Raw genomic sequence first — 25,677 nt, 5'->3', positions numbered from 1 at the left:
AAACCTCGACTCAATCACCCGATGCCTTCGGTACGCGGCACCGGGACCGAGCCCCGGCGGCTGCTGGCGGCCATCGACGCCGCGGTGACGTACTACCGCGCCCAACTCGAACACGCCGACGGCCCCCGTGCCTACCTCGCCGAACGCGGACTCGGAGTCCTCGTACACCGGGAGTGGCCCTGGCGGATCGGATACGCCCCACCAGGCTGGAACTCGCTGACGCGCCACCTACGCGCCAGCGAGTTCACGGCGGAGGAGCTGGTTGGCGCGGGATTGGCGACCCGCACCCGCGACGACCCGGACCGGCTCATAGACATGTTCCGGGACCGGATCATGTTCCCGGTCCGTGACCCGGCCGGGCACACCGTGGCCTTCCTTGGCCGCTCCAGCCCTGTCGTTGACGAGGACGTACCCAAGTACATCAACAGCCCTGAGACTGCGATCTACGACAAGGGCCAACTGCTGTTCGGTGTTGCGGAGCAGCAGGACCGTATCGCCGCACGGTGGACTCCGGTGCTGGTCGAAGGACCTGCCGATGTCCTCGCGGTGTGGCTGTCCTACTCCCGGTCGGGTCGGACCGGAGCGTTCGCTCTCGCACCGTGCGGCACCACGCTGACCGACACCCAGGCCACGATCCTGCGGCAACTGCCCGGCGCCACGCAGGGCTTGATCGCTGCATTCGATGCGGACCCGGCGGGCCACGCTGCGCTGGACCGCGCGTGGCAACTGCTCCGGCACCCACGCCCGCTCGGCCCGCTGCTGGCGGCCGATTTCAGCGTCGGCGCCGACCCGGGAGACCTGCTGTGTCGCCCCAACGGCAAGGCCCAGCTGCGTGCTGCCCTGCGACGGCAGGCACAACCCATGCTCGACAGGGTGGTCGACCACCGCCTCGCTCGGCTCGTCGAGCGGCATCCCCGGCTGCTCGAGGACATCGACGGCAGGTGCGCAGCGGTGCGCCTTCTGGCGCCGCTGCTGTTTGAGGCGGCGAGCCCGGATGAGGCAATCCGGGTGGCCCGACGCATCGTCGCCCAGACCGGGGCCGGGGTCGACACTGTCGCGATCGCCGCACTCGCGCACCTGGAACAGGTGATACACCACCTGCGGCCCGACACCAGTGGACAGCCAGGTACGGCTTGACGTGCAGGCCCAGATGATCGTTGGCGCCTAGCGATCTTTGGTCGCTAGGTTCTTCAATCTTGTGTCAAGTTTCACGCGGCGTGTGGAAGGCGGGCGCGGGTTGCGTAGTCGTCGACGTGGCGGGTGCTGGTGGTCGGCGCGGCTCGTAGGGCTGGTGGGGCTCGGGGCTGGTCGGCGGCGGTGAGCGGGACCAGGAGCCGGTTGTAGATCTCGGTGTAGAAGATGGCGATGCGGATGCCGCTTGGGGTTGGTCGCAGGCGCGGCGAACCCGTTGGACAGTTCGGTGAACCCGATGCCGGCTTTGCTGGCTTGGCGTTTGGCCCACTCGTGCCCGTTGATCCAGATCTTGCCCGGGTAGGGGAAGTAGGCGCACACCTTGACGAACGCGGGTCCGAAGTCGTCGTCCCACAGGTAGAAGTAGTAGCAGGTCACCCTGTGGTCGGCCTTGCAGAACGACCACCGCGGCGTGCCGGTGGAGGTTGTGCCCTTTATGGCGGCCCACACCCGTTGGAACTCCTGCGCCACCCCGACCGCGGCCACCTCGGACCGGCCGGTGGCAGCCTGGCGGGCAAGGTGGGGACGCATCACCGTGAGCTTTGTCGTCGCCCTTGCCGAACCTGACCCACGGGATGTCGATGGCCTCGGCGTAGGAGGCCACCGCCCGGCGGAACCGCTGCCCGATCTGGTTGAACAGCGCCGGGCGGGGGAATGGGAACCCGAGGTGTCCGGACAGGAACGCCACGACCTGCTAGCTGGTCTGCAACTTCGGCACGTACGCGTTGAGGTAGATGCGGTCCAGGCACTGGATATCCAACGCCACATGACCGTCGAGCACCTCGTTGACCGTCACCACATGCGCAGCCATGACCGCCTCCACAGTTGCGGCTATGGATGCGATGATGCGACGCCAGTGACTGAAAAGACCAGCTCAACCACCCGGCTGGGCGGTCCGAGGCGGTGCCTCACTGGCACTGCTACGGCGGTTGGCAGCTTCGGGTGTTTCGAGCCGACAGGCGAGGTCGATTTCATCCGCACGACGATTGCGTGGGCCAAAGCGTTGATCTACGGTTCGCACGTGACGAACCAGGGACGCGTGGTAGGTGGCCGCCTGACGGGCGCCAGCGTTGACTCAGGCCAGGGCGGACTCGTCATCCCGCACCCGTACAACCCCTTCAAGCGGTACAAGCTCAACGCCGAGACCGTGCTCGAGTGGGAGGAACTTCCGGGCCAGGAAGGTGTCGTCGGCGCCATGGGCCGGGCTGCCGCGACGGCTGCTCTGCCCGGGAGGATCGGCAAGGCTGTCGGCGCCAGCCTCGGGGCTGCCATGAAGCCCCCGCGGATAGTCCGCGTGAACTGGGCCGACGGCGATCAGTCCGTCCTCGAGTTGCCGGAGAAGCTGTTCACGGTCTTCTCCGTATTGCTCCAGGGCCGGCAGGTCGTCACCGAAGCCTCCGCGCAGGCCAAGTCTTCGGAGCTTCAGGCGCAGCCCGGCGTGACCGACAAGATCTTGGACCTCGCCTCCTCGGTGATCCAGCGAGGCACGCCGGGGACGCCGGCCGTGGCCGCGGCTCAGCCGGATGTCGTTGGGCAGATTGAAAAGCTCGCCTCGCTCCACGACGCCGGCATCCTCACGGATGAGGAGTTCGCGGCGAAGAAGGCTGAGTTGCTCGGGCGCCTCTGACACTCGAGCAAGCCAGTCTTCGCTCCGAACACGAACGTGGACGGACCGTTCAAGATGGAGATCCGCCGTAGCAGTACTAACGATCTTTGGTCGCTAGGTTCTTCACACGCTCGAGTCGATGCCGCTTGGCGTAGCCGACGGGCTGGAGGGAGCTCACCATGCGGATCGGTCACGACAAAGCCCGTGAGGGCAGCGTGCGCCCGACCTGCAGTGACCGAAAGAAGAAGCGCTGCGTACGCGGATGGGTGGACCTGCCGTAGCGGGAAACATCATCCACGGAACGGCGGGCACGAACTGCCGTCTGCCCCTACCGTTCTTGCCCTCCGGGCATGGCCGCTTCTGGTGTCAAAAGCGGTGGTTAGTCCCACCACCTCCACCAGTTGTCTGGTGCAGGCTGGGCTGGTACCTCCGGCGATGAGCGGTGTCGTTTCTCGCCGAGTTCGCCGCCTGCAGCGCAGTTGCGGAAAGGTCCGTCGTCGCCGCACAGGATGGGCAGTTGGTGGTCGAGTTCTCGAAGCCAGGGCAGCATGCCGGTCATCTGCAGGCGGGCCTGTTCCCAGCCGTACCACAGGGCCGTCAGCCGGGTCACGGCTTCGTCGTGGCGCCACCACTGCTCGCACCAGTGCCAGCGGGTCAGGCCGACCTCGCCGACGGGGCGTGGGAAGGTGGGCAACAGGTACTTGGTCACCCATTCCTCGACCGTCGAGTACAGCGGTGGCTGGTCCTTCCTGTCGCCGTCCTGGGTGCGTTCGACCTGGATCTGCTGCAGGTCGGCGACCTGCGCCGCCAGTTTCGCTACCTCCGCGGCCAGTTCCTCAAGTTGGGCAGCGGCGACCGTGCGGGTCCGCTGCGACGCGGCGGTCGTCATCGTGGCCTGCCTCGGGCCGGCACAGCGCTGATCGCCGGGGCGGGTTGCTTCCCGGCGACCGCCGGGCTGACCTGGGCCACGCGAAGCTTCGGGAAAGCTTGAGCCCAGGCCGGCATCGGGGCAGGTTCGGCGTGGCGGACGGCAGCCGCGGTGGCAACGGTGCGATCGGCGTTGTCGTCATGAAGCACGCTTGCCGCCTGCCCGGCCGCGTATTCGTCGCCCGGGGTGCGGGGGTTGTCGACCGTCCCGGCGTCGCGGACCCCCTGGCCGCGTTCGGCAGCCGCCCGGCCTTGCAGATCCCGGGCCAGAGCCTCCTCCACGTGGTTCTGGGCGAGGCGGATCGCCTCGACCTGCCGCCCGTCGGCTTCGCCGGCCCTGATGGCCTCGTTCATCTCCGCCGCGAGGTCGCGGAGCAACTGCACCGGATCGCCCGCTGGGAGCTTGCCCGTGGCGCGCCACTGGCGCTGTAGCTCGTCGAGGGCCTCCGGCCGGACGTGCTCGGCCAGTTTCATCGCCTCCTGCCGAACGGCGGCGTCGAAGTCGTCGACCATCCCTCTGCCGCTCGGTGGCAGTGCGACTGGACCGTCCGGGGTGATCCTCGGCCGGTCGGGTGTGCCGCCGTGCGCCCGAGCGCCGCCATGCGGACGGTGGCTGGCGCGGGCATCGCGCTCCCACACCTCCCGCGCGGCGGCACGCATCGCCTCGGGAAGCGGCACCCCTGCCTGCCGATGGCGCTCATAGGCGGCCATCAGGTCCGGGCGGATCCGCCGTAGCCGTTGCTCGGCGAACTCTGCCGCCCGCCGGGCTACCGGGTCGCTGCTGGCGTGGATCGTCGCGGTACGCCAGACGGCGGCGGCTTCGGCGAAGGTGGCCTGGTTGACCAGCCAATCGCCGTCCAGCGACGCCGCCATGCGTTCCCGCTCCGCGCGTACCTTGGCGGCCAGCCGGTCGGCTTCGCGGCGGGCCGTCGCGGCGGCCTGTTCACGCCGGGCGTCGCGTTCCCGTTCGGCGGCCTTGTTCTGGATGCCGACGGCGGCCCAGCGGGCGCCGGCCTCGCCGACGGTCGCCATCGTTGCCAGCCCTTGCAGGAACTGTTGGCGGGTCTCGGTCATCGGGTCTTCGTGTTGCTCCGGGCGCGGCACGTGCACCTCCCCTGTTTGCTCAGCGGCCGCGCGCGGCACGCCGGCCGCCTCCCACTGTCGGTTCGGGTGTTGGCGTGGGAGTTAGCGGCGGCGCTACCACCTGTTGCCGACCAGCCGCTACCACCTGCAGCGCGCCGGCTACGGCCCGGGCCGCCTCGGCTTGATGTAGGCGCTGCTGGGCCTGCCGCAGATCCTCGAGGGCGTCGGCGAGCCGGGCCAGGTCCATCACCAGCGCGAGGGCGGCGACCGCGTCGTCGTCGCCGGAGATGCGACCCATCAGCGCTACCAGACGCGACATGGCCCGCAACTCCTGGGAACGGCTGGTGGCTCGACGTACCCGCCCGTACAGGTCCCGGGCCGCCCGGTCGAACACTTCGGCTGCCCGGTGCAGCTGCCCGCGCCGGTCGCCCTCCACCGCGTACGCCAGGCTGGTGAGCAGATCAGCCGCAGCGACCGCGGTCGCCTGCGCCCGGCCGGGCGCGGTACGGGCCTCCCGGCGAATTTCCTCGGCGGCCGCGGTGACTGCGGCGGCCGCCTGGCGCATCGCCTCGACCCGTTCAGCCCGGCCCACGGTCGGCGCCGACAGCGGCTTCGGAGTGCCCCACCGCAGGCGCAGCTTCGACAACGTCATGTCGGGCGCCAACCGGCCCCCGCCGAAGTACACCGGTTGCCCGTCCGCTGTGTGTCCGCCGGGGAGTGCCACTGCGTACCCGGTGATCTGCTCGGGATCGGTGCTGCTGTGCCGGACCCGCACCAGCACTCCTGCCTCGCGCAGCCGGGCGAAGAACTCCTCCTCCGATCCAGCGGCGGCCACGGCCGCTCGCACGCGCCGGCGCAGCTCATCACGCGGCGTCTGAGCGCGGCCGGTACGACGGGCTTTGCTGACCTCGACCGGGTGGGGACGACGATGAGCGGTGCGATCCGCCGGCGGGACCCGGCGGTGCAGGTTGTAGCGGCGAGCCACGTTGTAGGTGGCCTTGACGCAGCGCGGGTAGTCGTTGCGCAGCCAGTTGGTGCGGCCGTCCTCCCTGACGAGCGTGGCGACGATGTGCACGTGGTCGTCGGCGTGCCGCATGGCGATCCACCGCAGGCCCGGATCGGTGGCGGTGGTGGCGACGCCGACCTCGGTGAGCATCTGCTCCACCATGCTCGCCCAGGTCGTGTCGCTGATACTACGATGCCGGTCCTCGGGCGCCAGCCGCATGCTGGCATGCCACACGAACTTCTTCGGCGGCCGGTAGCCGGCGCGAACCGGCTGTTCCAGCAACGCCGTCAGCCCACGGAAATCTCGCCTGCCCGTGGCGGTAACTTCGGGCTCCAGGTCGGCCAGGGGGCCCGCGCCGTCCCAGGCGGCCACCAGGTGAGGGTTGACGTGTTCCTCCGCCTTGCCCGGGCCCCACAGGTAGCGCAGCAGCCCGCCGACTCGCGATCCGCGCCGGTGCACCCGTGTGATCACCGTAGCCTCCTGTCGATCAGGGAGATCACCTCGTCGAGCCGGGCCACGGCGGCCGCGCACAGCCGGACGGCCTCGGCAGCCCAATCGGGCAGCAGACCGGTGGCGTTGAAGGCCGCCGCGGCCTGGTTGACGTTGTTACCGAACATCGCCACAGCGCGGCGCGCGGCGAACAACTCGTGCTGCAGATCGCGCAGATCGTCAGTCGGGCCAGCGGGTGCCTTCCCGGCAGAAGCTGCGGCGACGGCGGCCTTCGCGGCGTAGCCGGTCGGGGTCAGCCGCGCGGCGGCCGCCGCCCTGTCAATCGCCGCCTTCTCCTCATCGGACAGCCTGAGCAACACCGCGTGCGGGCGAGCCGGCCGGCTGTGGGTGCGATGCCGGACCATGCGAGGCGGGGCGGGCTCGTCGCTGTCCATCGTCGCCACTGTGCGCCCCCGGCGTTGCCGGCGGCGGCAGCGCCAGCGGCTACCAACGCCGTGCCCGACCGGCATGGCGGACATCGCCCGCCCTCCCATTGCCAATCTGCGACCGCGCCCGGTCGCAGATTGATAAGCAATGGCCATATCTTGCTCCTAGCAAGGGCCTTGCCGGTTGCAGGATGCGGCTGGTGTCGACGACGCGCTGAGACTGACCCTCTAGCGGCGGATTGGGACTGACCCCTCCGAGGCTGGAGGGGTGATCGCATTGGAAGACTGGGCTGAGATCCGTCGGCTGCATCGGGCTGAGGGTGTTCCGATCAAGGAGATCGCGCGTCGGCTGGGTTTGGCGCGTAACACGGTCCGTTCGGCGCTTCGGGCTGAGGCGCCGCCGTCGCGTGAGCGCGGCCCTCGTGGTTCGCTGGTGGACGAGGTCGAGCCGCAGATCCGGGCGTTGCTCGCGGAGTTCCCGCGGATGCCTGCGACGGTGATCGCTGAGCGGATCGGGTGGACAAAGTCGCTGACGATCCTCAAAGACCGGGTCCGGGAGCTGCGCCCGTTGTTCGTTCCACCGGACCCGACCGACCGAGTCGAGTACGACCCGGGCGAGGTCGCCCAGTGCGACCTGTGGTTCCCACCCCAGCCGATCCCGGTTGGCGGCGGGGCTGAGCGGATCCTGCCGGTGCTCGCGATGACCTGCGGGTACTCGCGAGTCACGGACGCAGTCATGATTCCCAGTCGCAAGGCCGGAGACATCCTGGCGGGGATGTGGGAGATCGTCGCCGGGTGGGGCGCCAGTCCACGGACCTTGGTCTGGGACCGGGAGGCCGCGATCGGCGGCACCGGGAAGCTCACGACGGAGGCGGCGTCGTTCGCCGGGACGATCGGGGTGCGCATTCGCCTGGCCCCACCCCGGGATCCGGAGTTCAAGGGGCTGGTCGAGCGGCGCAACGGGTTCTTCGAGACCTCGTTCCTGCCCGGGCGCGTGTTCACCTCGCCGTTCGACTTCAACGCCCAGATCGGCGACTGGCTCGTGCAGAGCGCGAACACGCGCGTCCTGCGCGCGATCGGCTCGACGACGCCCACGGCCAGGTGGGCGGCGGACCGGGCCGCGATGGTGGCTCTGCCGCCGGTGGCGCCGGCGATCGGGCTCACGCATCGGGTGCGGTTGGGGCGGGACTACTACGTGCGTATCGACGGCAACGACTACTCCGTGGACCCTCGGTGCATCGGCAGGTTCGTCGACGTGCTCGCCACCCCCACCCGGATGGTGGCCTCGTGCGCCGGGCAGGTCGTGGCTGATCACGACCGCGACTGGGGCCACGCCCGCACGATCACGGATCCCGAGCATCAGGCCACCGCCCGGCTGCTGCGCCAGGACTTGGCCGCCCGCCGGCGGCAGGTCTCGACTCGTTCGCACGCTGATGGGCACGTCGTGGCGATCCGTGCCTTGCCGGACTACGACGCCCTGTTCGGCGTGGACTTCGACCCCCGCCCCGACCTCGAGGCGGTTCAGAAAAGCGCAGCCGAAGGGAAGTAGATGACCACGACAACGAAGAGCAGCCCGGCGCCGGACGGGCTGGGATCCAAGCTCGCCTACCTCACCAGAGTCCTCAAGACGCCCACGATCGGGCGGACCTGGGAGACCCTGGCCGACCAGGCCAGGGAGGCGAACTGGTCGCACGAGGAGTACCTCGCCGTCGTGTTGGAACGGCAAGTCGCCGACCGAGAGTCCGCCGGCACGACGATGCGGATCCGCACCGCGCACTTCCCGGCGATCAAGACCCTGGAGGACTTCAACCTCGACCACCTGCCGAGCCTCCGCAAGGACGTGCTCGCGCACCTGTCCACGGCGACGTTCATCCCGAAGGCGGAGAACGTGATCCTCCTCGGCCCGCCCGGCCTGGGCAAGACCCACCTGGCGATCGGGCTCGGGATCAAGGCCGCCCAGTCCGGCTACTCGGTCCTGTTCGACACCGCGACGAACTGGATCGACCGCCTCGCCCGCGCCCACCACGCCGGTGCCCTGGAAGCCGAGCTGAAGAAGATCCGCCGCTACAAGCTCATCATCGTCGACGAAGTCGGCTACATCCCCTTCGACACCGATGCGGCGAACCTGTTCTTCCAGCTCGTCGCATCTCGCTACGAGACCGGCTCCATCCTCGTCACCTCGAACCTGCCGTTCGGGCGGTGGGGCGAGGTCTTCGGCGACGAAGTCGTCGCCGCCGCGATGATCGACCGCCTCGTGCACCACGCCGAAGTCCTCACCCTCGCAGGCGAGTCCTACCGCACCAAAGCCCGCCGAGAACTCCTCACCAAAGACCGCGACAAGTAGCACGAAACGACCTCCGGGGGGTCAATCCCAATCCGTCGTTAGGGGGTCAGTTCCGGTCCGCCGTTGACAGCTGGGTTGGCGGCCCGCCCCGACGGTCTGGTCGCGGCCCATCACGTCGGTAATGCCTAGGTGTGAAGTTCGCCTTCTGGTGCCGCCTGACGGGAGAGGCCAGGGGCCGCTCTTGGCTAGCCAGGACCACCGAGAGCGGCCCGTTCGGTGACATACCCGGCCGTCATAATCCGGCGTGTGGCCTTCGTCGACGCCCGTTCGCTCGGGCTAATCCCCGCTCACCTCACCTCCGAGGTGTGCTGCCTGGAGGCACCGAAAAAGGCGCTGCTACGGCACCGGATTACCGCAGTTCGGTACCGGGAGTTCCTGCGGGCGCAGGGCGGCGGGTGCGGAATCTGTGGCGGCCCGGCATGGCGCCACCCGATCGGACTGGTGCCCCTGCCGGTCGACCACGACCACTTGTGCTGCCCGGGACGAGATTCGTGCGGTCGGTGCGTACGGGGACTTCTGTGCGCCGGCTGTAACGGGAACCTCGGTTTGGTCGAGCTGCATGGCAACGCGATGCTGTCGTCGAGGCGGTGGATCGAAGCTGCCCGCATCTACCTGACACAGGCCGGAATCGATCCCTGGGAGGCGAACAGGTTCGCTGCCAGTGGGCGCATCCATCGCGACCGGCGGATCAGGGATGAGGTGGACTGCCGCTGCTACCACTGCACCGGCGACCCTCAAGGCGCGGGCGGATGGATCGCAACGGCGATCGCCCTCCGTGAGCCGGTGTGGGACGAGATCATTCGACGGACCGAGCAACAGCGGACAAGGGCCAACGAGCTCGGGTTGAACTTCGTCGACAACGAGCTATGAGCCATGGGTCGGCCCCGAAAAAGTCGGCATCGCCCCGACCCTGAGCTAAGGGTCGGATCGATGCGTTCCCCAAGGGATCTCAATCTATCTGACGTCGGCGCCACACCGGCGTAAGCATCGTAAGCCCTCTCCCGGGTGGGGAGAGGGCTCACGATGCCGGGTCGCGTCAGACTCGCTGGGTGATCGTGGTCCCCGGGTGCCGGGCCGCAGTGGCCGCCGTCACGAATCGGCCGGTGCTGGCGCTGCGGTTGACGGTGCGGGTGTTACTCGTCCCGCGTCCGACGCGTTCGGTCGTGGTGGTCCGCGGCGACCGAGCCGCCGTGCTGCTGCGGACGAACCGACCTGTGCTGGCGCTGCGGGCCACGGTGCGGGAGCCGCCTCGAGCCATGTGGATCATCTCCCTTGGTAGTGCGGTCTCGGTTGGACCACTCTTGCCGTAGGCATATGTGCCGTTCGGCCGATTACCCGCCACTCTTTTGGCCGGTCTTTCGGCCGATATTGCTGTGAGGAGTACGCGGAGCCGCTCCGGCCGCCCGGGCGACGATGGCGCGGGCGGTCGCGGTGGAAGTGCGGGCACGCATGGCACGGGCGTCGGCGGTGCCGAGCGAGGAGCGCTCAATCTTGGCCTGGATCGTGGACTCTGACGACTTCGCGGTCGCCGCGGAGGGCCGCGGGCGGTGGTGCGGGGTGGGCTGCGGCATGGGCGTTCATGCCCCCCTTCGGATATGGGCGGGTTGTGGGCCGGTCAGGCGGGTGCGGTAGTAGGACAAGGCTTTCTGTACGGCATTCTCGGTGAGGCCGAGCAGGCTGGCGACGTCCGCCTGGGTGTAGCCGGCAAGAATGAGCGTCAGCATGGTGCGGGTGCGGGGCGGGGCGCCGGTCAGCAGAACGTCCACCTCTTGGCGGAGCACGGCGAGTTGGGCCGGGTCGGCGGGCGGGCCGCCGCTGGCGGGGCGGTCGAAGAGGGTGAGCTCGTCGACGAGCACATCGTGGTGCACCTCGTTGTTCAGCCAGGCGCGGTAGATGTTCGGGAAACGGATCAGGCACTGGCCGATGAAGAACGTCTTGAGCGAGGCGCCGCGATCCGCGTTCCACCGACCGGGGATCAGCACGGTGTCGCGAAAGGAGCGCAGCGCCTTGGCCACGGTCTCGTTGGCGAGTTCCTCGGCGACGTCAGGGCGGCTGAGTGCCCCGAGCGGCGGCTCGGGCAGGCCAGCACCGCGCTCACGGCATTTGCCAAAGATGGCGCCTTGGCGGATCCAAGCCACCATGACGGCGTACCCGTAGCGGGCCAGCTCGGTGGCGAACAGGTCGTAGTCGCGACCGGTGAAGTTGTACCGACGCAGCCAGGCGACCAAGTCGGCGTCCTCGGCCAGACGCTCACGTCGGCGCAGAGCGCGGACGGTTTCGTCGAGGTCATGGTCCTCGCGGGTACCAGCGAAGTCGGCAAGCCAGGAAGCGGGGACAGCGATGTTGCGGCGGGTCGGCTCCCGTTGTAGTCCCGATCCCGCCACATCGTCCGTCGGCTCGTCGGCTTCCGGGTGCATGGCGCCCTTCTCGGTGCGGTGCGTCCGCTGAAGGACTCACCGGACGTCCTCTCCTATGTGCGGCCGGTCCGATTACCCGCCACTCTTTCTCCAAGATTTTTTAGGGGAGGTTCCCGCAGGTCATTGGTGAGTGGTCATCGTCGTAACCTTGTCGATTAGACCGGCGATGACCAGCTGGGCGCGCGGGGAGACCTCGTAGGCGCTGAGCGCGCTGAGCACGACGTCGCGTTCGAGCAGCCCGCCAGCGGCCATGTCGGCCAGCACCCGGTGGGCTCCGTCGCGACCGTACCCGCGGGCGTAACCGTTGTTGCCGTAGCGCACCAGCTCGTCCAGGCACTCGCGAAGCCGCAGGTCCAGCACGGTGGTCTCGCCGGTGTCAAGGTCGAGCGCGCCGACGGCGCCGGCCCAGCCTGCCAACCGCCATGGACTCGGATGCTCCACCACGACCAGGGCGTTGCCGCGCGCCAGCCGCGTCGCCACCGCCAGCGCCTCTGGCGTGGGCGCGTGCGCGATCACCGCCCCGGGGCACACGTCGACGCGCGGAGATCGCGGCGAGGCATGCCGGCCCTTCAGGTACGGCTCGAATAGCGCTTCGCCGTGGTACTCGCCCTTACGGTCTGTGACCAGGACGGCGGACAGCAGGCGCTGCGCGGCCTGGCCCTCCGCCCAGCGCATCGCCACCGCTGCAGCGGTGGCGAACTCTCGGAACGGCTGGTACGGCACCCATGCGGCGGTGAAGTCAGAGATCACGCACGCCACGGTAGGCACACCGTACGACATGTTCTCGGATCGGGCGCTCCGCTTGCCGATCGATGCTTACTTAGAGGTGGGTTGCCGTATCGATGGCCAAGTCTCACCTCCGTCGTGCTGGTGTTCAGAGACCTACCGGTCACCAGCGCTCCGTCACCCCAGCAGGCAGCAGGTGCCGCAAACGAACCTCACCCAGACCAGAATCCACGGCGATCGGAACATGCTGGGCCAGCAAAACCAGCATTGCGTCATGCAGTTCGACAACCGCCTTCAGCACCAGGCGTGCATCCCGAAACGCGCCCTTTCCCCGATGAGACAGGTTCGAGCGGACTTGGTAGTAATAGCGGGCGCCACCGGTGCCGTCCGGCCTCAACTTGATCGTGTCGGTGGGATCTCTGCTGTCCACCACACTGCCGTGCTTGGCGCCCACGGTCTTGAGGGCAGCTTGGAACGCAGGGTCGTCGCCTAGCCGGCGAACCCGGGGCCCGGGCTCTAGCGCTGGCCCGTAGCGGAGCGCTGTATATCGTTCCACGACGCTCCACAGCAGGAGGTAGGACGCCTGCAGGCGGAAGAACTGACGCCAGAACTCGGGGCCGTCCGGTTGCGCCCGCACGCCCTGCGGCGCTGCCTCCAACACGAGCCGCCGGGCCTCGGCCAGTCCCTCACCAAGAACCGGATCATGACCGGCGGACCATTCCGGTACTGGATCTCCAGAAACCCCGTGCTGCAGCTTCGCGCCGGCAAGAACGTTGGCCATGACGCTCCGGCCATCTTCAGTCACGGCCTCGGTCGTCTCCCAGCTGTACTGGGTGCCTGGCTCAAAGTCGGCCACGATGTTCCAGGCCTCATCGGCCTTGCTCGCACTGAAGAAGAGAAGAAAGCCGCGGACACGCCCGGTAGCCGAGGGATCGAACAACGGCAGTCCATCACGCAGCCTGATCAGACCGGCAACGGTGGCCTCAATGGGCCGGGTGCCGTTGACAAACGGCTCAATCAGACCGAAGGCCAGCTCTCCGGGCTTCAGCGAGCCGTAGACAAACAGTGGAAGGTCTCGGTCCTGTGGCGGCGGAAGTGAGGGCATTCAGCGATTGTCTCTCATGTAGCAGACGCGTCTGCCGACCAGCACCGCCCAAGAGCCTCAGCTGGACCGCATTGAACGCACCCATCCCCGTCTGCATCGGGCATTGGCACCCAAGGACGGACTGGCTAACGTCCAGCAGCCGCACCCCCCGGTCACGTCGTGCGTCACCGCACCGCCGTCGAGATCAGCATTGAGCACTGGCTGTCCACCGCCCTTGTCGAGACCGTCAACACCAAGCTGCGGCTGACCGCCCACATCGCGTTCGGATTCCACAACCACACGCTCTAATCGGCCTGGCCATGCTCGCCCGGGACGGGCTGTGCCACCCCGCACCGGCGCAGGGCAACCGCCCAGCCTGCACCGGTGCGAGGGCCCCCGCCCTCGCGATCCCGACCCTCGCCCATCAGCGGATCGCCCAGGCCTGCACCTGGAGGGCGTACCGCAAGCTCGCCCGGCGGCAAGTGGGGCCTCGCTACGCTCGGTCCGCCGGTGGCACCCCCGCCGCTAGATGCGCCGCACGGGCCACGGGATCACCTACCGGGCGTGACCAGTTGCCGACCTCACATGAAGCGAGTCGGCCCCGTCGGCTGCGGCGCCATCAAAGCGTTCGCTGATGGCATACGGCGACGGGTGCTTCGGAGAACGAGGCGTTACCAACGTTCTGAGTCATGTCGTAGGAGACGGGTAGCGCCGCGGGCAACGCCCGGAGCGGATGGTCATGTCGAGGCATGTCGAACCGTGCCTCTCCAGCCGGACGCCCCCGGCGTCCGCTCCCCTCGACCTAAGGAGCAGGGTGATGATCGCCAGCGCTCTCAACCGGGACGAGCTACTCCAACTACCCGCGGTGGTCGATCTCGCGACCGCCGCTCGCGCTCTCGGCGTGGGCCGCACGAAGGCCTACGACTTGGCGAAGAGCGGGACCTTCCCGTGCCCAGTCCTTCGGATCGGAACCTCCTACCGCGTCCGCACGGCGGACCTGCTCAAGCTCATTGGCATCGAACGGCAGAAGACCGACCGCGAGAATCATCCAGACCGGACGGACAGGTGACTACGCCGACCGCTGGGGCCCGCCCGCTTCAGCATCATCGGGTGCAGCGGCAGCCCACGCCGGCCGATACCGCCCAGCGAGCACGTCGTCGACGAGCAACGCGAGAATCCCGGATGGCGTGAGGTCAGGCCGCAACACCGCCAGCCTCTCTATCTCCGAAGGCATGAGCCGGATCTTGACCTGCTGATCCCGCTTCTCTCGCGCAGGCAACGGTGGCAGGTTATCGGCGACAGGACGCTGTCGCGGCATGCCTCAACTCCTTGGCGAGCGGCTCGAACGGCTGGATGACGAGTCGAGGTTCCCACATTCCACATCGCCCACCACCATCCGCCACCGCACGGACAAATCTGTACCGAAAATAGGTACCAAAAGAAGGTACCATTACCTCGTGACCGGCCGGTGTGTCAGGCGTTGACGCCAGAGCACCAGCGCATCCCCCAACGAAAGGAGCACGACCAGCGTGAGTACGTCGGACCCGATCAAGAAGATCATCCTTCGCAGCGGCAAGACCCGCTACCGCTTCGTCATCGACGTCGGGCGCAAGCCGGACGGACGCCGGGACCAGCGGACCTACACCTTCGACACCAGAAAGGAAGCCAGGGCCGAATACGCCCGGATCAAGCACGAGACCGACCGCGGCACGTACGTCAAACCCGGCAAGATCACGGTGGACGAGTTCCTCGACGAGTGGTTGACGTCGGCCACCCGTGACGTGGAGAAGGCCACCGCCGCCAACTACCGGGACGCGCTCCTGCCGGTCCGGGCGCGTCTCGGCGGACAGCCACTCCAAGACATCACCGAGGCCGACATCGAGGCGTTGGTCGACTGGATGCTGACGGAGGGCCGGAAACGCGGCGGCAAACCGGGAACGGGCTTGGGTGTCCGATCGGTGCGCCTGACGCTCGGCCGCCTCCGGACCGCGCTGAACGTGGCGGTTCGCCGCCAACTCGTGGTCCGCAACGTCGCAGCGTTCGTCACCATCCCCAGGGCTGCCGCGAAGGCCGCAGCCGAGGCACAGGCTGAGCGCAAGCCCTGGACCCAGGAGGAGGTGAAGACGTTCCTGACCGGCATCACGGGCGAACGCCTGTACGCCGTCTGCTTGCTGTCGCTGATGGGCCTACGACCCGCCGAGGTGTGCGGGCTGCGCTGGTCCGATGTCGACTTCGAGGCCGGCACGATCGCGGCCGGGGAGAACACCCGGACGCTCGTCGACGGCGAGATCGAGGAGAAGGAGGCCAAGTCGGTGGCCGGCAAGCGCGGCCTGCCGATGCCGGCAACGGTAACGAAGGCGCTGAAGGCGTTCCACACCCTGCAGAAGAAGGAGCGTCTGAAGGCCGGCAACGCCTACGTCGACAGCGGCTACGTCCTGGTCAACGAACTCGGCCAGCCGCAACGCACCGACTGGCTCCGCCGCCGGGTGTACGAGCTGATGGCCAAGGTCGGTGTCCGCAAGGTTCGGCCGTACGACGCGCGGCACGCATGCCTGACCTACCTCGCCGCCGCCGGTGTGCCCGACGTCGTGCTGGCCGCCTGGGCCGGCCACGCCGACGGCGGCACGCTCGCCAAACGGGTCTACGTCCACCCCGACAGCAGCCACCTGAAGGTGGCAGCCGAGCACCTCGAATCCGGGCTGTTCGGGTGACTCCTACGCCCGAAATTCAGCAGTACGGGCGTACGTGATGAATTGTGAGACGGAACAGCAAGAAGGCCCCGACTCACCGAAGTGAATCAAGGCCTTGACCTGCTGAAACTCTGTCGGGACGGCCGGATTTGAACCGACGACCCCTTGACCCCCAGTCAAGTGCGCTACCAAACTGCGCCACGTCCCGATGCCCCGCCGGGTCTCCCCTGCGGCAGCCGGTACAGCTTAGCGCAGGATCTTCGTACCGCGCACAGGCCCCTCCCCCGCCGCGCGGCGGCCTCGGTGACGGCCCAGGCCGGCCCTGCCCGGCGGGGGAGGTGACCAGGGTCAGCCGTGGGCCTTGCCGCGCCCGCCCGGACCGACCTTCTTGCGAGGGCGTACCGAGATCTCGATCGGGCTGCCCTCGTAGCCGAACTCCTCACGGAGCTTGCGCTCGACGAAGCGCTGGTAGCCGGCGTCCAGCGGACCGGTGGTGAACAGCACGAAGCGCGGCGGGGCCACCCCGGCCTGGGTGGCGAAGAGGATGCGCGGCGCGCGACCGCCGCGTACCGGGTGCGGGGTGGCCTGGACCAGGGCGGTGAGCCACTGGTTGAGCTGCGCGGTGGGGATCCGCGTCTCCCAGCTCGCCAGGGCCTTACGCAGGGCCGGGGCAAGCTTGTCGACCGCCCGGCCGGTCTTCGCCGACAGGTTGAGCCGGATCGCCCAGGGGATGCGGCGCAGTTCCCGGTCGATCTCCTTGTCCAGGTAGTAGCGGCGGTCGGCGTCGACCAGGTCCCACTTGTTGAACGCGATGACCAGGGCCCGGCCGGCCTCCACGACCATGGTGAGGATCCGCTGGTCCTGCTCGCTGATCACCTCGCTGGCGTCGAGCAGCACCACCGCCACCTCGGCCGCCTCGATCGCCGAGGCGGTACGCAGGCTGGCGTAGTACTCGGTGCCGCTGGCCTTGCCCACCCGCTTGCGCAGGCCGGCGGTGTCCACCAGCTGCCAGGTTTCCCCGCCGATCTCCGCCAGGCTGTCGACCGGGTCGACGGTGGTGCCGGCGACCGAGTCGACCACCGCCCGCTCCTCACCGGAGAAACGGTTGAGCAGGCTGGACTTGCCGACGTTGGGCCGGCCCACCAGGGCCACCCGGCGCGGGCCGCGGGGCCGGTGCTCCACCACCTTTGGGGCCTCGGGCAGGGCGTCCATGATGGCGTCGAGCAGGTCGCCGGAGCCGCGCCCGTGCAGCGCCGACACCGGGTACGGCTCACCGAGGCCGAGCGACCACAGCGCGGTCGCCTCCATCTCGACGGCGGCGTTGTCGGCCTTGTTCCCCACCAGGATGACCGGCTTGGCGCTGCGGCGCAGCATCTTCACCGCGGCCTCGTCCACATCGGTCGAGCCGACCGTCGCGTCGACCACGAAGAGCACCACGTCGGCGGTGGTGACGGCGGCCTCGGCCTGCGCGGCGATCGCCGCGGCCCGGTCCTTCGCGTCGGGTTCCCAGCCGCCGGTGTCCACCACGGTGAACGCCCGGCCGTTCCACTGAGCGTCGTACGGGACCCGGTCGCGGGTCACGCCGGGAATGTCCTCGACGACCGCCTGCCGGCGGCCGATGATCCGGTTGACCAGCGTCGACTTGCCCACGTTGGGGCGGCCGACCACGGCCACCACCGGCTGCGGGCCGGCCTGCTCCTCGGCGTCGAACTCCGGATCGCGCAGCTCGACCCAGCCGTCACTCGTCTCGGTCACGCCACACCCCGCTCGGTGAGCATCTCGCGCAGCCGGGCGACGACCTCGTCGATGCCCAGTTCGGTGGTGTCCAGCACGACCGCGTCCGGGGCCTGCTGGAGCGGGTCGACCTTGCGGGTCGAGTCGAGCTTGTCGCGGCGGGCCAGGTCGGCGGCGGTCGCGGCGACGTCGGCGGCGTCCTCGGCGCTGCGCCGCTGGGCGCGGGCCGTCTCCGAGGCGGTCAGGTAGACCTTCAGGTCGGCGTCCGGGGCCACCACCGAGCCGATGTCGCGACCCTCGACCACGATCCGGCCGGCGTTCGCGATCATCTGGCGCTGCCGGGCGACCAGCAGCTCGCGTACGGCCGATACGGCGGCCACGGCGGAGACCGCGGTGGTCACCTCGGGACCGCGGATCTCCTTGGCCACGTCGACGCCGTCAGCGGTCACGCCGTACCCCTGGGGGTCGGTCCCGATGTGCAGGTCGACCTCGCTGGCGACCTTGGCCACCGACTCGGTGTCGGTCAGGTCGACGCCGGAGCGCAGCACCGCCCAGGTGAGCGCCCGGTACATCGCGCCGGTGTCGAGGTAGCGGGCCCCGACGTCGACGGCTAGCCGCCGCGAGACGGTGGACTTGCCCGAACCGGATGGCCCGTCCACCGCGACCACGCACCGCCCGGTCCGTTCGTTCTCCCCCACCGTGTGCCTCCTCAGCCCGTACCTCGCCGGTCGCCGGTGGGTCCGGCGCCGTTGAGCGGTTGTCCTCGTCAATGATGCCCGCGCCCGTGGCGGGCCGCGCGGCGACGTCACCGGACGCGACCCGCGACACCCGCGGGGATGCCCCGACAACTCCGACTCGGCGCGGCTGACGCCGCGCCACGACCCGGAGCCGTCGCCGGCCGCGAGGAAGCCTACCGGGGCGCGTACCCGCAACGACCGGTCAGTCACCCACCGCCTTGAACAGGGCGGCGACCTCGGCGTTGGTGAGCCGCCGGGTCCGCCCGGCGCGCAGGTCGCCAAGGCGGATCGGTCCGATCGAGGTACGCACCAGCCGGCTCACCGGGTGGCCGACCTCGGCCAACAGCCGCCGGACGATGTGCTTGCGCCCTTCGTGCAGGGTCAGCTCCACCTGGGCGGTCTTGCCCAGGCTGTCCACCACCCGGAACGAGTCGACCTTCACCGGCCCGTCCTCCAGCTCGACCCCGGCGGCCAGCCGCTTGCCGAGGTTGCGCGGGATCGGCCCGGCCACCTCGCAGAGATAGGTCTTCTGCACCCCGTACGACGGGTGCATGAGCCGGTGGGCGAGGGTGCCGTCGTTGGTGAGCAGCAGCAGGCCCTCGCTGTCCGCGTCGAGCCGCCCGACGTGGTAGACCCGCTGCTCCACCCGGTTGCCGAGGAAGTCCGACAGCGCGGCACGGCCCTTCTCGTCCGCCATCGTGGAGACGACCCCTCGGGGCTTGTTCATGGCCAGGTAGACCAGGCGGGTGTCGGCCTGCAGCCGCTCGCCGTCGACGTGGATCACGTCGCGGGTCGGGTCGGCCTTGTCGCCGAGCTGGGCGACCCGGCCGTTGACGGTGACCCGCCGCCGGAAGATCAGATCCTCGCAGGCACGCCGCGAGCCCACCCCGGCGGCGGCGAGCAGCTTCTGGAGGCGCTCGGTGCTGTCGTACACGGGGGCGTCGGGCTTCGGGGCACGGTCATCGCGTCGCATCGGCAAGCTCTTCTACGTCGTCGGGCAGGAAGGGGGCCAGCGGCGGCAGGTCGTCCACCGAGTTCAACCCCAGCTTCTCCAGGAACATCGTGGTGGTTCGGTAGAGGAACGCCCCGCTGTCCGGTTCGGCGCCGCACTCCTCGACCAAGCCGCGGGAGACCAGGGTACGGAGCACCCCGTCGCAGTTGACACCCCGGATGGCGGAGATCCGCGACCGGGTGACCGGCTGCTTGTAGGCGACCACGGCCAGGGTCTCCAGCGCCGCCTGGGTGAGCCGTACGGACTGCCCGTCCAGCACGAACCGCTCCACGTAGGTGGCGTATTCCGGGCGGGTGTAGAGCCGCCAGCCTCCGGCGGCCCGGCGCAGCTCGAAGCCGTGCCCGGCGGCGGTGTAGCCGGCCGCGATGTCGTCAAGCATCGGGCCGATCCGCTCCGGGGACTGCTCCAGCACCTGGGCCAGGGTCAGCTCGCTGACCGGCTGGTCCACCACCAGCAGGATCGCCTCCAGCGCCCCCCGCAGCTCCGCGTCGCCCAACTCGGGTGCCGGCTCCGCCGCAGCCGTCACCCGCCGCCGCCCCCGCTTCGCGGGTACGCCGACGTCGTCGCTCTCCCCAGCCGACTCGCCGGTGCCGCTCTCCTCGGGGATCTTGGTGCCGTTCGGCCCCTCCGGGGGCGTCTCCGTACCAAGATCCGGAGCGGACGGGGGCTCCGTCCCGGTGACCGTGGAGATCTTGGAAGGGGTGGGCGCGTCGGGGGGCTCTTCGCTTTCAAGATCTGCAGCGGGCTGAGGTACGGCGTCAGGCGAGTCCGCAGGGGCAGGCTCGGGCGTCGGCTGGCCCTCCGCGGCGGGCTCGGCCTCCGTGGCGGACTCAGACTCAGCCTCGGCGGCGGGCTCGGGGATGGGCTTCGGGGGTGCGGAGCGCTGCCACGGGGGGACCCAGGCGGCGGCCTGGTCGGCCAGCGAGTCCCTGCGCTCCTCGTCGCTCATGCCGGCACTCCGCTGCGCCGAACGGTCCAAGCCCCGGCCGCGTCGAACGCCGCGGCACCGTTGCCGCGGCGTCGGCCGGGGGTCGGACTGTGAGCAGTGCCGCCATGAGGCACCACCGCACTCCGTTGACGATTCGCTCGCTCACGCTCGCTCATGCGGTTCCCTCCCGTGCGGTTGCCGTGTCGCCGCCGTCGGACGCCGGCGGGGCGGCCGGCTCGGGGGAGCCGGCGTACTCGTCGATGGTCAGCTCGGTGTCGCCGTCGGTGGGACCGGTCCACCGGACGGTCAGCTCCTCCAGGGCCTGCTCCTGCACGAAGGCGACCAGCCCCTGCCGGTACAGCTCCAGCAGGGCGAGGAAACGGGCCACCACCTCCAGGGTGATCTCGCAGTCGGCGCAGAGCAGCGAGAAGGTGGCCGTGCCGGCGCGACGCAGCCGGGCGGAGATGATCTCCGCATGCTCCCGGACGCTGACCCGGACCATGTGCACGTGCGCGATGGACACCTCGGGCGCCGGCTTCGGGGTCATCGCCTTCAGCGCCAGCTTGAGCAGCCGCTCCGGGCCGATGCCGAGCACCAGGTCGGGCAGGGCCTCGGCGTACCGGGGTTCCAGGGTGACCGCGCGGGGGTAGCGCCGACCGCCGACCGCCTCCAGCTCGGCCAGATGCGCCGCCGCCTCCTTGTACGCCTTGTACTGCAACAGCCGGGCGAAGAGCAGGTCCCGGGCCTCCAGCAGGGCGAGATCCTCCTCGTCCTCCACCTCGGCGGCGGGCAGCAGCCGGGCCGCCTTCAGGTCGAGCAGGGTGGCGGCGACCAGCAGGAACTCGCTGGTCTCGTCCAGGTCCCACTGGTCGCCCATGGCCCGCAGGTACGCGATGAACTCGTCGGTGACCCTGTGCAGGGCCACCTCGGTGACGTCGAGCTTGTGCTTGCTGATGAGCTGGAGCAGCAGGTCGAACGGGCCGGTGAAGTTGTCCAGCCGGACGGTGAACCTGCCGGATTCCTCGGCCGGGTCGGCCGGGACGACGCCGTCGACCTCCGCGGCCGGCTCGGCGGCGGTCGCCGGGTCGGCGGCGCGGCGCGGGGCGGCAGACGGGTCGAGGGGCGGTGCGGTCACCGGAAAACCGTAGTCCACGGCCCGGACATCCCGCGTTCGACCTACCGTTCGGCCTGCGCGGCGATCACCTCACGGGCCAGCTGACGGTAGTTGCGGGCACCGGAGGAGGCCGGGTCGAGGGTGGTGATCGGGGCGCCGGCGACGGTCGACTCGGGGAACTTCACGGTCTTGGTGATCACGGTCTGGTAGACCTTGTCGCCGAACGCCTCCACCACCCGCTGGAGCACCTGACGGCAGTGGGTGGTGCGGCTGTCGTACATGGTGGCGAGGATGCCTTCGAGTTCCAGGTCGAAGTTGAGCCGCTCGCGCACCTTGTCGATGGTGTCCAGCAGCAGCGCGACCCCGCGCAGACTGAAGAACTCGCACTCCAGCGGGATGAGCACGCCGTGCGCCACGGTCAGCGCGTTGATCGCCAGCAGGCCCAGCGAGGGCTGGCAGTCGATCAGGATGAAGTCGTACTCCTTGCGGACCGTCTTGAGCACGCGGGCCAGGGCCATCTCCCGGGCGACCTCGTTGACCAGCTGGATCTCGGCGGCGGAGAGGTCGATGTTGGCCGGGAGCAGGTGCAGCCCGGCGACGTCGGTCTTGATCAGGACGTCCTCGGCGGTGACGTCGTCCTGCATGAGCAGGTTGTAGACCGACAGATCGAGATTGTGCGGGTTGACGCCGAGACCGACGGAGAGCGCGCCCTGCGGGTCGAAGTCGACCAGCAGCACCCGCCGGCCGTACTCGGCGAGCGCCGCGCCCAGGTTGATGGTGGTGGTGGTCTTGCCGACGCCACCCTTCTGGTTGGCCATCGCGATGATCCGCGCCGGGCCGTGCCGGTCGGTCGGCATCGGCTCCGGGATCGGCTTGCGCATCGTGTACGCGGCCGGGTCGGCCGGGCCGAGGTCGGCGCCGAGCGACGCCTGCTGCTCACGGAGCTCCGACGTCCAGGTCTCGGCACGGTCCGCGTTGCCAGCCATGTCTTCGTTGCCCCCTCCCGACGACCACCCGGCGTCGGAGCCGTCCGACGTCCCTCGCGGCGCCGCTGCGTACCCCCGGTTCGTCGTCCATGAGGTCCACGCCGATGCCGACTGTACGCCACGCGCCAGCAGCGCGTTCGGTACCGGGTCGGCGTGTCGGCCCGGCCTGCCGTCGCCAGGGGTCCGAAGAGGTCAGCCGCGGGCCCGTGGGTGGGCGGTGGCGTACACCTCGCGCAGCCGCTCCACGGTGACCAACGTGTACACCTGGGTGGTGGTCACCGAGGCGTGGCCGAGCAGTTCCTGCACCACCCGGACGTCGGCGCCGCCGTCGAGCAGGTGGGTGGCGTACGAGTGGCGCAGGGTGTGCGGGGAGACCGCGTCGGGTCCGGCCACCGGCAGGCCGGCCCGCTCGGCGGCGCCGCGCAGGACGGTCCAGGCGCCCTGCCGGGTCAGCGGGGCGCCCCGCGCGTTGACGAAGACCGCCGGGGTGCCCCGGCCGGCGGCGAGCAGTGCCGGACGGCCCCGCACCAGCCAGGCGCGCAGCGCCTCGACCGCGTACCCGCCGACCGGCACGAGGCGGGTCCGGCCGCCCTTGCCGCGCAGCAGCACGGTCCCCTCGTCCACGTCCAGGTCGTCCACGACCGCGCCGACCGTCTCGGAGATGCGCGCGCCGGTGCCGTACAGGAACTCCAGCAGCGCCCGGTCGCGCAGCGTGCGGGGCGCCGCGTCGCCGGTGGCGGTGCCCGGGCCGGCGGCCTCCAGCAGCCGGATGACGTCGTCGACCGGCAGCGCCCGGGGCAGCCTGCGCGCCGGGGTGGGCGGGCGGACGTCGCGGCTGGGGTCGACGCCAGCCAGCCCCTCGCGCAGCGCGAAGCGGTGCAGGCCGCGGACGGCGCTGGCGGCACGGGCCGCCGATGACACGGCGAGGGGCGGGTGGTCGGCGTCGCCGGCGCGCAGCCGGGCCAGATGTCCCTCGACCTCGGCGGCCCCGACCGCGGCCAGGTCGGTCACCCCGGCCGCGGCCAGGGTGACCAGGTAGCGGTCGAGGTCGCGACGGTACGAGGCGAGGGTGTTCACGGAGAGCCCACGCTCGACGGTGAGGTGGTCCAGGTAGCCCCGGACGGCACGGCACAGGGCCGGCGCGGGTTCCGCACCGGCCCGTTCCGTGGTCGGGGTATCGCGGGTCAGGCCAGCACCTCGGCCAGCGGCAGCACGTCCATCTCGTGCGCCTCGGCGACCGGGCCGTAGACGACCCTGCCGGCGTGGGTGTTCAGGCCCAGCGCCAGGGCCGGGTCGTTGCGCAGCGCCTGACGCCAGCCCTGGTTGGCCAGCTCCAGCGCGTACGGCAGGGTGACGTTGGTCAGCGCGTGGGTGCTGGTGTTCGGCACCGCCCCGGGCATGTTCGCCACGCAGTAGAAGATCGACTCGTGCACCTTGTAGACCGGGTCGGCGTGCGTGGTGGGGCGCGAGTCCTCGAAGCAGCCACCCTGGTCGATGGCGATGTCGACGAGCACGCTGCCCGGCTTCATCCGGGACACCAGCTCGTTGGAGATGAGCTTCGGCGCCTTCGCGCCGGGCACCAGCACCGCGCCGATGACCAGGTCCGCGTCGACCACGGCCCGCTCGATCTCGTACGCGTTGGAGGCGACGGTCTGCAGGTGGCCGCGGTAGATGGCGTCGGCCTGACGCAGCCGGGCGACGTTCTTGTCCAGCAGCAGCACCTCGGACTGCATGCCGAGCGCGATCGCGGCGGCGTTCATGCCGGAGACACCGGCGCCGATGACCACCGTCTTGGCCGCGTAGACGCCGGAGACGCCGCCCGGCAGCACGCCGCGCCCACCCCCGGTACGCATCATGTAGAAGGCGCCCACCTGCGGCGCGAGCCGGCCGGCCACCTCGGACATCGGGGCGAGCAGCGGCAGCGACCGGTCCGGCAGTTCGACGGTCTCGTACGCGATGCCGGTGACCTCGCGGTCGAGCAGCGCGTCGGTGCACTCGCGGGAGGCGGCCAGGTGCAGGTAGGTGAAGAGCACCTGCCCCGCACGCATCCGGTGGTACTCCTCGGCGACCGGCTCCTTGACCTTGAGCACCAGCTCGGCGGCGTCCCAGACCTCGTCCGCGCTGGCCAGGATCTTCGCGCCGGCGGCGGCGAACTCGTCGTCGGCGATGCTGGAGCCGACACCCGCACCGGACTCGACGAAGACCTCGTGGCCGTGGCGGGTGAACTCGTTGATGCCCGCGGGCGTGATCGCCACCCGGTACTCGTGGTTCTTGACCTCGCGAGGGATTCCGACCTTCACGATGCAGTCACCTTCCTCCGGGGCTGCTCGTCCCCGACTGCGCGGCGCCGCAGCGGCCCCTTTGCCGACACGGTCCACCGGTCCCGCCGGCGGCAGTCTAGGCGCGCGGGAACTCCCCGGAGGCCAACACAGTGACATCCGGTACCCGGTCGTCCTGACGATGTGTCAGGCATGGATCGGCCGGTGGCGGAGACAGCCGCGGCGGTACGGGCACCGGGCCGCGCGGCTCACCCCGCGCGGCCCGGTCACGTCCCCGTGGCCGCGCTCAGCGGGGCAGCGGCGCCTCCGGCCGGCGCAGCGCGGTGAAGCCGGTCTCCCGGGCCCGGCCGGCGGCGAGCAGCCCGGCCACGCAGGCGGCGTTGGTGATCTCCCCCGCCAGGACCATCCCGACCGCCTCGTCCAGGTCGACCCGGACGACCTGGAGGTCAGCCTCCTCGTCGCGCCGGTCGTGCCGCTGCTCGGCGGGCACGTCGGCCAGGTCGCGGGCCAGGAAGACCCGGACCACCTCGTCGGAGAAGCCCGGCGAGGTGTGCAGGTCGACCAGGACGTCGATGGTACCGGCGGTCAGGTCCGCCTCCTCGGCCAGTTCCCGGGCCGCGGCGGCGGCCAAGTCCTCGCCGCTGACGTCCATCAGCCCGGCCGGCAGCTCCCACAGGTGCCGGCCGACCGGGTGCCGGTACTGCCGGATCAGCACCACCTGCCCCGCGTCGTCCAGCGCCACCACGGCCACCGCGCCCACGTGCCGGACGTAGTCCCGTGCGGCCGTGCCGCCGCCGGGCATGGTGACGTCGTCGCTGACCACCGAGAAGATCCGGCCGGACCAGATCTCCCGGTGGCCGGTCACCTCGTACCGGTGCTCGACCGCGCTCACGCCGCCGCCACGCTACTGAACCCGCCGGCTCGCTCGCTCCGCTCGC

General features: G+C 70.2%; 24 protein-coding genes and 1 tRNA gene. 8 read left to right on the top strand and 17 right to left on the bottom strand.

Annotated features, from left to right (window positions below; all coding sequences use genetic code 11):
• Positions 1-21 precede the first annotated feature (21 nt).
• Both GA0070621_RS04680 and GA0070621_RS29790 read left to right on the top strand, forming a co-directional pair.
• Positions 22-1,137 carry a toprim domain-containing protein gene (locus tag GA0070621_RS04680; protein WP_167666587.1) on the top strand — a complete coding sequence of 372 codons (1,116 nt, stop codon included), beginning with the start codon at positions 22-24 and terminating at the stop codon, positions 1,135-1,137.
• Positions 1,138-2,047: 910 nt separating this feature from the next.
• Positions 2,048-2,818 (top strand): SHOCT domain-containing protein, encoded by a 771-nt coding sequence (locus tag GA0070621_RS29790; RefSeq protein WP_167666586.1) that lies wholly within the window; start codon positions 2,048-2,050, stop codon positions 2,816-2,818.
• Positions 2,819-3,176: 358 nt separating this feature from the next.
• Here the strand turns inward: GA0070621_RS29790 and GA0070621_RS04665 are convergent, their stop codons facing one another.
• The 4 genes from GA0070621_RS04665 to GA0070621_RS04650 form a co-directional block, all read right to left on the bottom strand.
• Entirely contained in the window at positions 3,177-3,686 is a 510-nt protein-coding gene (locus GA0070621_RS04665) for a DUF4913 domain-containing protein (RefSeq protein WP_091191867.1), read from the bottom strand.
• Entirely contained in the window at positions 3,683-4,798 is a 1,116-nt protein-coding gene (locus tag GA0070621_RS04660) for a hypothetical protein (protein WP_091191866.1), read from the bottom strand. Before GA0070621_RS04660 ends, GA0070621_RS04665 begins: the two co-directional genes overlap by 4 nt.
• A gap of 49 nt (positions 4,799-4,847) precedes the next feature.
• A complete protein-coding gene (locus tag GA0070621_RS04655; RefSeq protein ID WP_167666585.1) occupies positions 4,848-6,185 on the bottom strand; it encodes a relaxase in 1,338 nt (445 codons plus the stop codon).
• Positions 6,186-6,280: 95 nt separating this feature from the next.
• Positions 6,281-6,697: a hypothetical protein gene (locus tag GA0070621_RS04650; protein WP_157739818.1), complete on the bottom strand. Its 417-nt coding sequence runs from the start codon at positions 6,695-6,697 to the stop codon at positions 6,281-6,283.
• Between the two features lie 259 nt (positions 6,698-6,956).
• Between GA0070621_RS04650 and istA the strand changes: the two genes are divergently transcribed.
• From istA to GA0070621_RS04635, 3 genes are all read left to right on the top strand, one after another.
• Positions 6,957-8,237 (top strand): IS21 family transposase, encoded by a 1,281-nt coding sequence (gene istA / locus GA0070621_RS04645; RefSeq protein WP_157739817.1) that lies wholly within the window; start codon positions 6,957-6,959, stop codon positions 8,235-8,237.
• On the top strand, positions 8,238-9,032 hold the full coding sequence (istB, locus tag GA0070621_RS04640; RefSeq protein WP_091191858.1) for an IS21-like element helper ATPase IstB: 795 nt from the start codon (positions 8,238-8,240) through the stop codon (positions 9,030-9,032).
• Positions 9,033-9,278: 246 nt separating this feature from the next.
• Positions 9,279-9,902: an endonuclease domain-containing protein gene (locus tag GA0070621_RS04635; RefSeq protein WP_091201999.1), complete on the top strand. Its 624-nt coding sequence runs from the start codon at positions 9,279-9,281 to the stop codon at positions 9,900-9,902.
• Positions 9,903-10,609: 707 nt separating this feature from the next.
• Here GA0070621_RS04635 and GA0070621_RS04625 read toward each other — a convergent pair.
• The 3 genes from GA0070621_RS04625 to GA0070621_RS04615 form a co-directional block, all read right to left on the bottom strand.
• Positions 10,610-11,449 (bottom strand): RNA polymerase sigma factor, encoded by an 840-nt coding sequence (locus tag GA0070621_RS04625; protein WP_091191856.1) that lies wholly within the window; start codon positions 11,447-11,449, stop codon positions 10,610-10,612.
• 120 nt (positions 11,450-11,569) lie between these two features.
• Positions 11,570-12,199: a hypothetical protein gene (locus GA0070621_RS04620; RefSeq protein ID WP_157739816.1), complete on the bottom strand. Its 630-nt coding sequence runs from the start codon at positions 12,197-12,199 to the stop codon at positions 11,570-11,572.
• A gap of 139 nt (positions 12,200-12,338) precedes the next feature.
• Entirely contained in the window at positions 12,339-13,280 is a 942-nt protein-coding gene (locus GA0070621_RS04615; RefSeq protein WP_091191853.1) for a hypothetical protein, read from the bottom strand.
• 159 nt (positions 13,281-13,439) lie between these two features.
• Between GA0070621_RS04615 and GA0070621_RS29350 the strand changes: the two genes are divergently transcribed.
• The 3 genes from GA0070621_RS29350 (at position 13,440) to GA0070621_RS04600 (ending at position 15,970) form a co-directional block, all read left to right on the top strand.
• The gene (locus tag GA0070621_RS29350; protein ID WP_157739815.1) at positions 13,440-13,568 is read left to right on the top strand and encodes a transposase; all 129 of its coding nucleotides are present in this window, start codon (positions 13,440-13,442) and stop codon (positions 13,566-13,568) included.
• Positions 13,569-14,076: 508 nt separating this feature from the next.
• Complete coding sequence (locus GA0070621_RS04610) at positions 14,077-14,328, top strand: helix-turn-helix transcriptional regulator (protein ID WP_091201997.1); 252 nt, start codon at positions 14,077-14,079, stop codon at positions 14,326-14,328.
• A gap of 460 nt (positions 14,329-14,788) precedes the next feature.
• Positions 14,789-15,970, top strand: a complete 1,182-nt coding sequence (locus GA0070621_RS04600) for a tyrosine-type recombinase/integrase (RefSeq protein ID WP_091191850.1) — start codon at positions 14,789-14,791, stop codon at positions 15,968-15,970.
• A gap of 113 nt (positions 15,971-16,083) precedes the next feature.
• On the opposite strand, the gene GA0070621_RS04595 is transcribed toward GA0070621_RS04600, so the two are convergent.
• From GA0070621_RS04595 to GA0070621_RS04550, 10 genes are all read right to left on the bottom strand, one after another.
• A tRNA-Pro gene (locus tag GA0070621_RS04595) sits at positions 16,084-16,157 on the bottom strand.
• Positions 16,158-16,297: 140 nt separating this feature from the next.
• Positions 16,298-17,704: a ribosome biogenesis GTPase Der gene (gene der / locus GA0070621_RS04590; RefSeq protein ID WP_091191848.1), complete on the bottom strand. Its 1,407-nt coding sequence runs from the start codon at positions 17,702-17,704 to the stop codon at positions 16,298-16,300.
• Positions 17,701-18,381, bottom strand: a complete 681-nt coding sequence (gene cmk / locus GA0070621_RS04585) for a (d)CMP kinase (RefSeq protein ID WP_091191846.1) — start codon at positions 18,379-18,381, stop codon at positions 17,701-17,703. Before cmk ends, der begins: the two co-directional genes overlap by 4 nt.
• 241 nt (positions 18,382-18,622) lie before the next feature.
• A complete protein-coding gene (locus GA0070621_RS04580) occupies positions 18,623-19,393 on the bottom strand; it encodes a pseudouridine synthase (RefSeq protein WP_091191844.1) in 771 nt (256 codons plus the stop codon).
• Positions 19,380-20,381, bottom strand: a complete 1,002-nt coding sequence (gene scpB / locus GA0070621_RS04575) for an SMC-Scp complex subunit ScpB (protein ID WP_091191843.1) — start codon at positions 20,379-20,381, stop codon at positions 19,380-19,382. Before scpB ends, GA0070621_RS04580 begins: the two co-directional genes overlap by 14 nt.
• A gap of 151 nt (positions 20,382-20,532) precedes the next feature.
• On the bottom strand, positions 20,533-21,495 hold the full coding sequence (locus GA0070621_RS04570) for a segregation and condensation protein A (protein ID WP_167666584.1): 963 nt from the start codon (positions 21,493-21,495) through the stop codon (positions 20,533-20,535).
• 41 nt (positions 21,496-21,536) lie between these two features.
• Positions 21,537-22,460 carry a ParA family protein gene (locus tag GA0070621_RS04565; protein ID WP_091191840.1) on the bottom strand — a complete coding sequence of 308 codons (924 nt, stop codon included), beginning with the start codon at positions 22,458-22,460 and terminating at the stop codon, positions 21,537-21,539.
• A 192-nt stretch (positions 22,461-22,652) separates the two neighbouring features.
• Positions 22,653-23,648, bottom strand: a complete 996-nt coding sequence (locus GA0070621_RS04560; protein ID WP_091201995.1) for a site-specific tyrosine recombinase XerD — start codon at positions 23,646-23,648, stop codon at positions 22,653-22,655.
• Positions 23,645-24,760: an alanine dehydrogenase gene (gene ald / locus GA0070621_RS04555; protein WP_091191839.1), complete on the bottom strand. Its 1,116-nt coding sequence runs from the start codon at positions 24,758-24,760 to the stop codon at positions 23,645-23,647. Before ald ends, GA0070621_RS04560 begins: the two co-directional genes overlap by 4 nt.
• Before the next feature lie 265 nt (positions 24,761-25,025).
• Complete coding sequence (locus GA0070621_RS04550) at positions 25,026-25,631, bottom strand: NUDIX domain-containing protein (RefSeq protein ID WP_091191836.1); 606 nt, start codon at positions 25,629-25,631, stop codon at positions 25,026-25,028.
• Positions 25,632-25,677 lie beyond the last annotated feature (46 nt).

The organism is Micromonospora narathiwatensis (assembly GCF_900089605.1).
GTDB classification, from domain to species: Bacteria; Actinomycetota; Actinomycetes; order Mycobacteriales; family Micromonosporaceae; genus Micromonospora; species Micromonospora narathiwatensis.
The sequence above is the reverse complement of the archived record's forward strand: the minus strand, read 5'-3'. Positions and strand labels throughout refer to the sequence as shown.